The 13,111-nt window shown below is 58.4% G+C and carries 10 protein-coding genes; all 10 read left to right on the top strand.

Annotated elements, in window-relative coordinates:
• The first annotated feature begins 160 nt into the window (after window positions 1-160).
• The 10 genes from FHW16_RS19200 to FHW16_RS19155 all read left to right on the top strand — a co-directional run bounded on the left by FHW16_RS19200 (window position 161) and on the right by FHW16_RS19155 (window position 13,111).
• Window positions 161-1,108 (top strand): ABC transporter substrate-binding protein, encoded by a 948-nt coding sequence (locus tag FHW16_RS19200; RefSeq protein ID WP_182550900.1) that lies wholly within the window; start codon window positions 161-163, stop codon window positions 1,106-1,108.
• 66 nt (window positions 1,109-1,174) lie between these two features.
• Window positions 1,175-1,951: an ABC transporter permease gene (locus FHW16_RS19195; protein ID WP_182550899.1), complete on the top strand. Its 777-nt coding sequence runs from the start codon at window positions 1,175-1,177 to the stop codon at window positions 1,949-1,951.
• Complete coding sequence (locus FHW16_RS19190; RefSeq protein ID WP_182550898.1) at window positions 1,948-2,733, top strand: ABC transporter ATP-binding protein; 786 nt, start codon at window positions 1,948-1,950, stop codon at window positions 2,731-2,733. The genes FHW16_RS19195 and FHW16_RS19190 overlap by 4 nt, the downstream gene beginning before the upstream one ends.
• A gap of 481 nt (window positions 2,734-3,214) precedes the next feature.
• On the top strand, window positions 3,215-4,180 hold the full coding sequence (locus tag FHW16_RS19185) for an aspartate carbamoyltransferase catalytic subunit (RefSeq protein WP_182550897.1): 966 nt from the start codon (window positions 3,215-3,217) through the stop codon (window positions 4,178-4,180).
• The gene (locus FHW16_RS19180; RefSeq protein WP_182550896.1) at window positions 4,177-5,463 is read left to right on the top strand and encodes a dihydroorotase; all 1,287 of its coding nucleotides are present in this window, start codon (window positions 4,177-4,179) and stop codon (window positions 5,461-5,463) included. Before FHW16_RS19185 ends, FHW16_RS19180 begins: the two co-directional genes overlap by 4 nt.
• Before the next feature lie 21 nt (window positions 5,464-5,484).
• Entirely contained in the window at window positions 5,485-6,093 is a 609-nt protein-coding gene (plsY, locus tag FHW16_RS19175; RefSeq protein ID WP_182550895.1) for a glycerol-3-phosphate 1-O-acyltransferase PlsY, read from the top strand.
• Entirely contained in the window at window positions 6,090-7,223 is a 1,134-nt protein-coding gene (dprA, locus tag FHW16_RS19170; RefSeq protein WP_182550894.1) for a DNA-processing protein DprA, read from the top strand. Before plsY ends, dprA begins: the two co-directional genes overlap by 4 nt.
• 517 nt (window positions 7,224-7,740) lie before the next feature.
• Entirely contained in the window at window positions 7,741-10,347 is a 2,607-nt protein-coding gene (gene topA, locus FHW16_RS19165) for a type I DNA topoisomerase (protein WP_182550893.1), read from the top strand.
• A gap of 11 nt (window positions 10,348-10,358) precedes the next feature.
• A complete protein-coding gene (rnr, locus tag FHW16_RS19160; RefSeq protein ID WP_182550892.1) occupies window positions 10,359-12,683 on the top strand; it encodes a ribonuclease R in 2,325 nt (774 codons plus the stop codon).
• Entirely contained in the window at window positions 12,680-13,111 is a 432-nt protein-coding gene (locus tag FHW16_RS19155) for a DUF983 domain-containing protein (protein WP_182550891.1), read from the top strand. The genes rnr and FHW16_RS19155 overlap by 4 nt, the downstream gene beginning before the upstream one ends.

The following is a 13,111-nucleotide window of genomic DNA, read 5'->3' as shown; positions in this document are numbered from 1 at the left end:
ACCGATACATCTTCTAACCGAATGACGGCGCCGATGCAAAATGTCTCAGGTCTGATTTTCTGCCATTCTGCATCTGCTTATGTCTAGACAAAAGAAAATCTGCCTGCCTATCATGCCTCTATATTCATCGTGCCGAAAAAATAAACAAAGGGGTCCTCACATGAAATTCAAATGGCATATCGGCGCTGCACTGGCAGCGGTTCTGGCCTCCGTCGCTCCGTCACAGGCGGATACGGCGGTTTCCGTCGGCCTGTCCGGCTGGACCGGCTTTGCCCCGCTGACGCTGGCCAAGCAGGCCGGCATCTTCAAGAAGAACGGCCTTGATGTCACGCTGACAAAGATTCCGCAGGCAAGCCGCCATCTGGCGCTGGCATCGGGCGATGTGCAGTGCGCAGCCACCACGGTTGAGACCTGGATCGCCTGGAACGCCAATGGCGTCGCCACCAAGCAGATTTTCCAGATGGACAAGTCTTTCGGCGCCGACGGTCTGGTCGCACGCGCCGACATTGCCAAGATTTCGGATCTCAAGGGCAAGGCCATCGCGGCATCAGCCCCGGGTACATCGCCCTATTTCGTCCTCGCCTGGATATTGAAGCACAATGGCCTGACCCTGAAGGACGTGAAAGTCGTCAATCTCGAACCGGGACCAGCGGCTCAGGCTTTCGTTGCCGGTCAGAATGATGCGGCAATGACCTATGAGCCCTATCTCTCGACCGTGCGCGCTGCTCCCGACAAGGGCAAGATCATTGCCACCACGCTGGATTATCCGGTTGTGATGGACACGTTCGGTTGCACCAATGCGTTCCTCGAGAAAAACCCGGAAGCCGCCAAGGCTTTCGCCAAGAGCTATTTCGAAGCGCTGGACCTGATCGCGGCCGACAAAAACAAGGCCTACGAGATCATGGGCGCCGATGTGAAACAAACCGCAGAAGTGTTTGGTAATTCAGCACAATATCTGCGCTGGCAGGACAAGGCGGCCAATCAGGTCTTCTTCGAGAAGGACTTTGCCAAATTCTCTGACGAGGCTGCTGACCTCCTGCTTGAAATCGGCATCATCAAGAAAAAGCCGGATATCAGCACCATCGTCGACACCAGCTTTATCAAGTAATCAGCTGATTTTCAGGAGAACGCGGACAATCCTGCGTTCTCCTTTCTCTTTCGTATCGGAACATCCATGGTTCAACCTCTCCAGCCGATCGGGGCCACGTCACGCATCCTGCTTGGCATACTCTTCTTCGTTCTGTTCATCGCCGCGTGGTCCATCGCCACCTTTGGCGGCTTCGTGTCGAGCACATTCCTGGCCGATCCCCTGACCATGCTGCATGACGGCTGGTTCCTGTTGTCTGAGCAGAACTTTCTCTATGATATCGGCATGACCATCTGGCGGGTTGTCGGCGGTTTTGTCATCGCTGCCGTGATTGCCGTTCCCCTCGGCATCGCCATGGGCGCCTACAAGCCCATCGAAGCCATGCTGGAGCCCTTCGTCTCCTTTGCCCGCTACCTGCCAGCATCAGCCTTCATTCCGCTCCTGATCCTGTGGGCGGGTATCGGCGAAATGCAGAAACTGCTGGTGATTTTCATCGGTGCCGTATTCCAGATCATCCTGATGGTGGCCGTAGCCGTCGCCAATACGCGCCGCGATCTGGTCGAAGCCGCCTATACGCTCGGTGCCAATGACAGTGGTATCGTCAAGCGCGTTCTCATTCCGGCCAATGCGCCCGATATCGCCGAAACGTTGCGGCTGGTGCTCGGCTGGGCATGGACCTATGTCATCGTCGCTGAAATGATCGGGGCTTCCTCAGGTATTGGCTACATGATCATCAACAGCCAGGCACTGATGGCTACTGGACAGATCATTTTCGGCATTATTGTCATCGGTGTGATCGGCCTGATTTCCGACTTCCTGTTCAAATCCGTCAATCGCTGGCTTTTCGCCTGGAGGCTCGCATGAGCACGCTCGTCATCAAGGGCGTCAGCCGCATATTTCCCGGTGTTCACGGCGGCAAGCCGACACAGGCCCTGCAACCTACCGATCTCACCGTTGCGCACAACGATTTCGTCTCGATCCTCGGACCGTCGGGCTGCGGCAAGTCCACGCTTCTGCGCATTGTCGCCGGGCTCGACCGGCCAACCAGCGGCACCGTGACGCTCGATGGGCAGGAGGTCAAAGGCCCCGGTGCCGATCGCGGCGTGGTGTTCCAGTCCTATACGCTGTTTCCGTGGCTGACCATCGAGCAGAACATCGGCTTTGGCCTGCGTGAACGCGGCGTTGCCGAAAAGGAAAAGCGCGACATCGTTGCCTCCTATATCGACAAGGTGGGTCTGCGCGGTTTCGAAAACCATTGGCCGAAACAGCTTTCGGGTGGCATGCAGCAGCGCACGGCGATTGCCCGGGCGCTGGCCAACAATCCGAAAATCCTGCTGCTCGACGAACCTTTCGGTGCGCTCGACAACCAGACGCGCGGATTGATGCAGGAGCTTCTGCTCGGCATATGGGAACACGAGCAGAAAACCGTGATTTTCGTCACCCACGATATCGAGGAAGCGATCTTCATGGCGTCACGCGTGGTGACCATGTCGGCGCGTCCGGGCCGGATCAAATCCATCATGCCCGTACCGCTCGGCCATCCCCGGCATTATACGGTGAAGGCCAGCCCCGAATTCACCGACATGCGGCTGAAACTGACGGAAGAAATCCGCAGCGAGGCCATTCTGGCGGCGGAAGCGCATTAAGCATCGCTGCATCCGCATCGTGCGTGGTTTGGTTTTGCGATCACTCTTAGAGAGGTCCGCTCTCTCCGTCATCCTCGGGCTTGACCCGAGGACCCACGGCAAAGAAGCGCAGACCGAATTCAAAATCTCGATTGATCAAGATACCGCGTCGCTTCATTGAGCCAACAACTTACTGGAATGCATTTGTGCGAGCGGTGGATTCAGTGCTCCTCAGCCATGGGTCCTCGGGTCAAGCCCGAGGATGACGGAGAGGGAGGAGTTTTACGAGATAGATGAATGGAAGCGGCATTATTGCAATGCTCCCGATTAGCCTTGCAGCCTCCCTCTCCCTCATGGTGAGCTTGTCGAACCACGAACCACACACGATGTCCATGCAGCACCATTAACGTATAAGAACGGGGATTTTATTGGGGGAACACGGGTATATATCATACCGGACGCTTGCGACGCGGCGGCATCAAGCCTATAGGGGGGACTTGATATGACATCAAAAACGCTCCCCCTCCTGTTTCCCCACCGCCATTTGCTTGGCATCAAGAACCTTTCTCCCCAAGACATCAATATTCTTCTCGACCTTGCCGACAGCGAGGTGGCGGTTTCACGCCAGTCGGAGAAGAAAAAGAGTGTCCTGCGCGGACGAACGCAGATCAACCTGTTCTTCGAGGCGTCGACCCGGACACAGTCATCGTTCGAACTGGCCGGAAAGCGGCTCGGCGCCGACGTGATGAACATGTCGGTCGGCAATTCCTCGGTGAAAAAGGGCGAAACGCTGATCGATACGGCCATGACGCTGAATGCGATGCGGCCGGATATCCTGATCATCCGGCACAGTTCCGCCGGCGCTGCTGCACTGCTCGCGCAGAAAGTGGGCTGCTCCGTGGTCAATGCCGGTGATGGCGCCCATGAACACCCGACACAGGCCCTGCTCGATGCGCTGACCATCCGGCGCGCCAAGGGCAAGGTTGCGCGGTTGATCGTCGCCATCTGCGGCGACGTGCTGCATTCGCGGGTTGCCCGCTCCAACATCCTCCTGCTGAATGCGCTCGGCGCGCGGGTGCGGGTGATTGCCCCGTCAACTCTCCTGCCTGCAGGGATCAGCCAGATGGGCGTCGAGGTTTTCAACTCGATGGAAGAAGGTTTGAAGGACGCCGATGTGGTGATGATGCTGCGCCTGCAGCGTGAGCGTATGGCGGGTGCCTTTGTGCCGTCGGTGCGTGAATATTTCCACTATCACGGGCTTGATCGCGAAAAACTCAAACATGCCAAACCGGACGCACTCGTCATGCATCCCGGCCCGATGAACCGCGGCGTCGAGATCGCTTCGGATGTGGCCGACGGCTCGCAGAGCGTCATTCAGGAACAGGTTGAAATGGGCGTTGCCGTGCGCATGGCGGTGATGGAAGCGCTGCTCGATCCACGCCGTAATCCGGAAGGAGTTGCCGGATGAGCGCGACTGTTCTGCACAATGCCCGGATCGTCGATCCCTCGCGCGGTCTCGATGAAACCGGAACGATTATCGTCAAAGACGGCATCATCGCCGCCAGCGGCGCCAATGCCCGCAATCAGGGAACCCCCGACGGCGCGACGGTTATCGATTGTACAGGGAAAGCCGTGCTGCCAGGCCTTGTTGATGCCCGCGTCTTTATCGGCGAACCCGGTGCCGAGCACCGCGAGACCATCGCATCGGCCAGTCACGCGGCGGCGGCTGGCGGCGTGACCTCAATCATCATGATGCCGGATACCGATCCGGTGATCGACAATGTCGCGCTGGTCGAATTCGTCCGGCGCACCGCGCGTGATACGGCAGTGATCAATGTTTATCCGGCCGCAGCGGTCACCAAGGGATTGCATGGTCAGGAAATGACCGAAATCGGCCTCCTGCGCGCAGCAGGCGCCGTCGCGATCACGGAAGGGCGCAATTCCATCGCCGATACGCAACTGATGCGCCGCGCCCTCACCTATGCCAGGGATTTCGGGGTTGTCCTGTCGCACGAGACGCAGGATCCCTATCTCGGCATCACGGGCGTGATGAATGAAGGGCTTTATGCCAGCTGGCTCGGCCTTTCCGGCAGCCCGCGCGAAGCGGAAGTCATTCCACTTGAACGCGACCTGCGCCTCACGGCCCTGACCAATGGCACCTATCATGCCGCACAGGTCTCGACGGCCATGTCAGCTGAAGTGGTGGCGCGGGCCAAGCAGAACGGCATCAACGCCACGGCGGCCGTCTCGATCAACCATCTTTCGCTCAACGAGAATGATATTGGCGAGTTCCGCACCTTCTTCCGCCTGCAGCCGCCGCTGCGGCTCGAGGAAGACCGGCTCGCCATGGTCGAGGCGCTGCGCAACGGCACCATCGACATCATCGTTTCGTCGCACGATCCGCAGGATGTCGATACCAAACGCCTGCCGTTTGCCGATGCGGCGGCCGGTGCCATCGGCCTTGAAACCCTGCTCGGCGCCGCCCTGCGGCTCTATCACAATGGCGATGTGCCATTGATCCGGATTGTCGAGGCGCTCTCCAGCGGACCCGCCAGAATTTTCGGGCTGGATGCAGGCACCCTCAAGCCGGGCGCCCGGGCGGATATGACCATAGTCGATCTTGACGAGCCATGGATTGTGAAGGAAGAAGATCTGCGTTCACGCTCCAAAAACAGCTGTTTTGAAAGCGCACGTTTTCAGGGGCGCGTCGTTCAGACTTTCGTGGCAGGCAAGTCGGTTTTCACCATCTGACGATCAATCGGGGTACAGAGCATGGCGGAGTTCATTGATGGGCAGGCGGGAATTCTTTTTGCCGCGCTGGTTCTTGGCTATCTGCTCGGCTCCATCCCGTTTGGCCTGATCCTCACGCGGCTTGCAGGGCTGGGCGATGTGCGAAACATTGGGTCAGGTAACATTGGTGCCACCAATGTTCTGCGGACAGGCAACAAGAAACTGGCTGCCGCAACATTGCTGCTCGATATGCTGAAGGGCACTGCAGCCGTTCTGATCGGTGCCGCGATCACCCCGCAGGCGGCTATCGTGGCCGGTCTCGGCGCTTTCCTCGGACACATCTTTCCGGTCTGGCTGAAATTCAAGGGCGGCAAGGGTGTTGCGACCTATCTCGGCGTTCTGCTTGGCCTCGTCTGGCAGGTGGCACTGATATTTGCCGCCATTTGGCTGATCATCGCCTACACGACCCGCTATTCATCGCTTGCGGCGCTCATCGCTGCGGTCGCCAGCCCCATCATTCTCTATTTCATGGGCTACCATCAGATTGCGCTGCTCTTTCTGGTTCTGACGGTCATTGTTTTCATCAAGCATCGTACCAATATCGAGCGGCTTCTAGCCGGAACCGAAGGCAAGATCGGATCCAAGGGATGACGGAAGAGCAGAAAGGCATCCGCCTTTCTGACAGCCAGCGACTGAGCTGGCTCCGGTTAATCCGCAGTGAAAATGTCGGCCCCGTTACCTTTCGTCAATTGATCGCCCATTGCGGCTCGGCTACCGACGCCCTGGATATGCTGCCGGAACTTGTCCGGCGTGGCGGCGGCCGCCGCCCTATCAAGATCACCAGCCTGATTGATGCGGAACGCGAAATGGTCGCGGCTGCGCGGATGGGCGCCGTTTTCGTCGGCGTCGGCGAACCGGATTATCCGCGCTACCTGCGCCACTCCGACAACCCGCCGCCTCTGGTCGCTGTCAAAGGCGATCCGGCGGTGTTCCGCCTTCCGGCGGTTGCCATTGTCGGGGCCCGCAATGCATCGCTGGTCGGGATCAAATTTGCCCGTATCATTGCGCGCGAACTCGGCGAAGCGGGTTATGCCGTTATATCAGGGCTCGCCCGGGGCATCGACAAGGCAGCTCATGAGGCAAGCCTTGATGGCGGAACGGTTGCAGTCATGGCGGGTGGCCTCGACCGGCCCTACCCGCCTGACAATATCGAGCTCTTCAGGGCAATTCCGGAACACCGCGGCGCTGTCATCAGCGAAATGCCGTTTGGCTGGGAACCCCGCGCGCGTGATTTCCCACGTCGCAACAGGATCATTGCAGCGCTTTCTCTCGGGCTTCTCGTGGTCGAAGCCGCCGAACGTTCGGGATCGCTGATCAGCGCCCGGTTTGCCGGTGAGCTTGGTCGTCTCGTCTTTGCCATTCCCGGTTCACCGCTCGATCCAAGGGCAAAGGGCACCAACGCCCTTCTGAAGAACGGCGCAATCCTTGTCACCGAAACCGCAGACATACTATCGGCCATCGGCCCGCTTCTGGACCGGCCGGCCGTTGATGATACTGCGTTCCTTGCCCCGGATGCGGTCTTTCCATCCGTTGCCCAACCTGACGAGACAGACCGTGACCGCATCATTACGCTGCTGGGTCCTGCACCGGTCGACATTGACGATCTCATCAGGACAAGCGGACTTCATCCCGCAACCATGAGCCTGATTCTGCTCGAACTTGATCTGGCCGGACGGCTGCAACGCCACTCAGGGGGATATGTTTCGCTTCTTTATGGATGAGACAGTGTTTGTCTCCTTGGCCAGGAGATCATTGCTTTCGATATAGGCGATCTCAATCAGATAGGCCAACATGTCGAGATCATTCAACTTGGCCATACTGCGCAATTCGCCCAACATTTGCTGAATATATTTAATATTTTCCGTCCGACTGAATTTATTTTCACCCATGACTTCGTCCTTAAATACGCATTTATACTGAAATAGGTCTAATTATATTATGCAGCTCTTTAATCCCGCGGATTTGACAGTTTGTCAGTCTGAACCTCCACAAAATCAGTCAATAGTGATTCGCCCTCTTTAAAAAGGCAGGACTCGCTGCCCATCTCAATATAACGCTCAAGACACGAGAAAAATATCATTAATTGCATTTTTACAAATAGCAACTTTAAGTTGCATTTAACGATTTTTCACGCGCAGCCCTTGACGTTCCGAGCAAGCCTGTTCATTTCACAGACCTGTTTCGAAGTGAAAACTGTGCTTTTGTAATGTGACAAGAGCAGGAAAGCTCAATTCAATAATGAACGTTGTCGTCGTCGAATCGCCCGCCAAGGCTAAAACAATCAACAAATATCTGGGTTCAGGCTTTACGGTTCTGGCCTCGTTCGGTCACGTCCGTGATCTGCCCGCCAAGGACGGTTCCGTACGACCGGACGAAGATTTCGCCATGTCGTGGGAAGTCGATGGTGCATCGGCCAAACGTCTCGGCGATATCGTCAAGGCATTGAAGGACAGTGACGGCCTCATTCTCGCAACCGATCCGGATCGCGAGGGTGAAGCAATTTCCTGGCACGTGCTGGAAGTGCTGCGGCAGAAAAAGGCCATCGGCACCAAGCCGGTCAAACGCGTGGTGTTCAATGCGATCACCAAGAGCGCCGTGCTCGACGCCATGGCCAATCCGCGCGACATCGACATGCCGCTGGTGGATGCCTATCTGGCCCGGCGCGCGCTCGACTATCTCTTCGGCTTCACGCTATCGCCCGTCCTCTGGCGCAAATTGCCCGGCGCCCGCTCCGCCGGCCGCGTGCAATCGGTCGCCCTGCGGCTTGTTGCCGACCGCGAAGCGGAAATTGAACGCTTCATACGCGAAGAATACTGGAACATTGCAGCGCTGTTGAAGACACCGCGCAATGACGGCTTCGAAGCGCGGCTTGTTTCCGTCGATGGCAAGAAGCTTGCCAAGCTCGATATCAAGAATGCCGAACAGGCCGGTGCGCTGCGCACCATGCTTGAGGGTGCAAGCTTCAAGGCAGCTTCGGTTGAGGCCAAGCCAACCAAGCGCAATCCCGGACCACCCTTCACCACATCCACATTGCAGCAGGCGGCATCCGGTCAGCTCGGATTCTCGGCCTCGCGCACCATGCAGGTCGCCCAGCGCCTGTATGAAGGTATGGATCTTGGCGGCGAAACTGCCGGTCTGATCACCTATATGCGTACGGACGGCGTGCAGATGGCACCGGAAGCCGTTCAGGCTGCACGTCAGACGATCAGCAAGGTGTTCGGCGAAAAATATGTACCGGAGAAGCCGCGCTTCTACTCGACCAAGGCGAAAAACGCCCAGGAAGCGCACGAAGCCATCCGCCCGACGGATTTCAACCGTCATCCGAAAGATGTCCGCCAGTTCCTTGATGCCGATCAGGCACGGCTCTACGAACTGATCTGGAAGCGCGCCATCGCCAGCCAGATGCAGTCGGCCGATATCGAACGGACCGTCGTGGACATCGACGCACAAAATGGATCGAGCGTCGCGCAGCTGCGGGCCAATGGCTCCGTGGTAAAGTTTGACGGGTTCCTAGGCGCCTATGTGGATCACCGCGAGGAAGAGGATGTCGACGAGGACGGTGCCCGCCTCCCCGAGATCCGTGCCGGTGAAGCCCTCGCCCGCGAAAAGATCAATGCGACCCAGCATTCAACCGAACCGCCGCCACGCTATTCGGAAGCCACGCTGATCAAGCGGATGGAAGAGCTCGGCATCGGTCGTCCTTCCACCTATGCGGCGACGCTGGCAACCCTGCGCGACCGTGAATACATCACGATCGACAAGCGCAAGCTTATTCCTGAAGCCAAGGGCCGGCTGGTCATCGCCTTCCTCGAAAGCTTCTTCAAGCGCTATGTGGAATATGATTTCACCGCTGATCTCGAAGAGAAGCTCGACGAAATTTCCGATGGCAAGCTGCGGTGGAAGGATGTTCTGCGCGACTTCTGGACCGATTTCTTCGGTTCCGTCGATGGGATCAAAGAACTGCGCGTCACCAATGTTCTCGATGCGCTGAATGAACAGCTCGGACCGCTGGTTTTCCCGCCGCGCGATGACGGCAGCGACCCGCGCATCTGTCAGGTTTGCGGAACGGGCAATCTTTCCCTGAAGCTCGGCAAGTACGGCGCTTTTGTCGGTTGCTCGAACTATCCAGAATGCAAGTTCACCCGTCAGCTCGGCGGCAGCGAAGCCTCCGGCGAGAACGGCAATGGCGACGAGCCGAAGGTTCTCGGCAAGGACCCGTATACGGACGAGGACGTGAGCGTGCGCAACGGCCGTTTCGGACCCTATGTCCAGCGCGGCGATGGCAAGGAAGCCAAGCGCGCCAGCCTGCCGAAGGGCTGGACCATCGAAGCCATGGATCATGAAAAGGCGCTGGCGCTTCTGTCATTGCCACGTGACGTGGGCCAGCACCCTGAGACAACCAAGATGATTTCGGCCGGTATCGGCCGTTACGGTCCCTATCTTTCCCACGACGGCACCTATGCCAATCTGGAAAGCGCGGAAGATGTGTTCTCCATCGGCCTCAACCGCGCCGTCACGGTGCTGGCTGAAAAGCTGGCCAAGGGACCGGGTCGCGGGCGTGGCACACCGGCGGCACTGAAGGATCTGGGCGAACATCCAGACGGCGGACCGATCACGGTGCGTGACGGCAAGTATGGTCCCTATGTCAACTGGGGCAAGGTCAATGCGACCCTGCCGAAGGGCAAGGATCCGGCAACCGTCACCGTCGAGGAAGCCCTGCTTCTGATCACTGAAAAGGCCGGGGCAAAGGGCACCAAGAAAGCTCCTGCCCGCAAGGCCGCGGCAAAAAAGCCCGCCGCGAAGAAACCAGCCGCCAAAAAAGCGGCAGCGAAAAAAGCTAGTTAAGGACATATCGATTGGCACGCCGTATCTCTCCACCCAAAGGAAAAAAGCGGCCTGCCAGTTCCGCAGAAACCGGGCGCGAGCCCTATCTGCCGGGCCGCGAGGAAATTCTCCAGTTCATCAAGGAGAATCCGGACCGCGCGGGCAAACGCGATATTGCCAAGGCTTTCAATCTCAAGGGTGATGCGCGTATCGGCCTGAAAGATATCCTGCGCGATCTGGCGGATGATGGCCTCGTAGAGAAGCGGGCAAAGCGCCTTGCCGTTCCCGGCAGCCTGCCCAGTGTTGCGGTTCTCGATATTACCGGACGCGATGGCGATGGCGGTTTGATTGCCAAGCCGGCCGAATGGCCGGCCGATCACGAGGACCGGCCACCCACGGTTTTCATCCGTGCCTCGCGCAACCAGAAGGGTCCGACACCCGGTGTCGGCGACCGCGTTCTCGCGCGTATCTTCCAGAGCGCCGATTCGAGCGGTCCGGCCTATACGGCACGTATCATCAAGCGTATCGAGCATCGCAAGGATGCAGTGCTTGGCGTGCTGCGCCATCTCGACAATGGCGAATGGCGGATCGAACCGGTCGAACGGCGGCAGGCGGAGCTTTCCGTCGATCCCAACCAGCTGAACAATGCCAAGGCAAACGACCTCGTTGAAGTTGAGGTGACCAAGATCGGCCGCTACGGACTGCCATTGGCCAGAATCAGCCAGATCATCGGCTCCGTCGCCAGCGAGCGCGCCCTGTCGATGATTGCCATCCACGAGCACGAAATCCCGCACGTGTTTCCTGACAGCGTGATTGCCGAGGCGGAAAAGGCCAAGCCTGCCACCATGGCGCACCGGGAGGACTGGCGGCATATGCCGCTCGTCACCATCGATCCGGCCGACGCCAAGGATCATGACGATGCCGTTTATGCGGAACCCGATACGGACGACAAGAACCCCGGCGGCTTTATCGCAACCGTGGCCATCGCCGACGTTGCGGCTTATGTCACGCCGGAGTCAGCGCTGGACCGGGAAGCGCTGAAGCGAGGCAATTCGGTCTATTTCCCCGACCGTGTCGTGCCGATGCTGCCCGAGCGTATTTCCAACGATCTCTGCTCGCTAAAGGAACTGGTCGACCGCCCGGCCCTCGCCGTGCGCATGACGTTCGGTGCCGATGGCCGCAAGATCTCGCACACCTTCCACCGCATCATGATGCGCTCCCATGCGCGCCTTTCCTATCCGCAGGCGCAGGCGGCCATTGACGGCACGACCGACGACAAGACGGCGCCCATTCTCGACAGCATCCTGAAGCCGGTTTGGGCTGCCTATGCGGTGCTGAAGCGCGGACGCGATGCGCGTGAGCCGCTGGAACTTGACCTGCCGGAAAAGAAGATCCTGCTGACGCCGGAAGGCAAAGTGGACAAGGTGGTGATTCCGCCACGGCTCGATGCGCACAAGCTCATCGAAGAATTCATGATCCAGGCCAATGTCGCTGCCGCCGAAACGCTGGAGCGTAAACGCCAGCCGCTGATTTTCCGCATTCACGATACGCCTTCGCTGGCCAAGCAGGAAATACTGCGCGAATTCCTGCGCACGCTGGATATTTCCCTGGCACGGGGCGCGGAGCTGCGCCCGAACCAGTTCAACCATATTCTCAAACGCGTCGAAGGCAGCGACCAGCAGGAGCTGGTCAATCAGGTTGTCCTGCGTTCGCAATCCCAGGCTGAATACAACCCTGAAAATATTGGCCACTTCGGCCTCAACCTGCAGAAATATGCGCACTTCACCTCGCCGATCCGCCGCTATGCCGATCTGATCGTGCACCGCGCGCTGATCACGGCACTGGGCCTTGGACCTGACGGGATCACCCACAAGGAAGAGGAAGACCTGCCTGAAATCGCCGCGCTGATTTCCACCTCAGAACGGCGCGCCATGGCGGCCGAACGCGATACGGTCGACCGGCTGATCGCCCATCATCTGGCAGACAAGGTTGGCAGCAGTTTTCAGGGCCGCATATCAGGTGTGACCAAGGCCGGGCTGTTCGTTGCGCTTGCGACATATGGTGCCGATGGCTTTATTCCCATTTCAACTCTCGGCGATGATTACTATCTTTACGATGAAACCAACCATGCCCTTTCGGGTGAAAGAAGCGGCAAAGGCTTCCGGTTGGGCGATATCGTCGATGTGCGCCTGATCGAAGCCCTGCCGGTAGCGGGCGCATTGCGTTTCGAGATGCTGACCGAACCGCACGACGTTCCAAGCGGTGTTCGCTCGCACCACAAGGCCAAGCGGTTTACGCGCGGCAACCAGAAACGTCCTGGCGGGTTTTCCCGCGGCGGGCGAAGAGGCAAGGGATGACGGAACAGATTTTTGGCGCAGATACTGCCCCGGCAAGACCCAAACGTCTGGTGGGTCAGGCCATGTGGCGCGGTTTTCGCGGCCGCTGCCCCCATTGCGGTGAAGGCAAACTGTTCCGCGCTTTCGTCAAATCAGTCGACCGGTGTGCCGTCTGCGGCGAAGACTATACCCATCAGCAAGCTGATGATTTTCCTGCTTATATAACCATCACAATTGTAGGCCATATTGTGCTGGGTGGATTCCTTGCGGTGGAAACGCTCGTCCTGCTCTCCATGTGGGTGCATCTGGCAATTTGGGCTCCGCTGACAGTGATCATGTCAATTGCTCTGCTTCAACCCATAAAGGGCGCTATCATTGGATTGCAATGGGCCAATTACATGCATGGTTTCGGCGGCGAAACCGATGAACTGGAACCGCCGGAACGGTGA

The sequence above is a fragment of the Phyllobacterium myrsinacearum genome, assembly GCF_014138285.1.
In the GTDB taxonomy this organism is placed as follows: domain Bacteria; phylum Pseudomonadota; class Alphaproteobacteria; order Rhizobiales; family Rhizobiaceae; genus Phyllobacterium; species Phyllobacterium myrsinacearum_A.
This window is presented reverse-complemented; position numbering and strand designations above follow the sequence as displayed.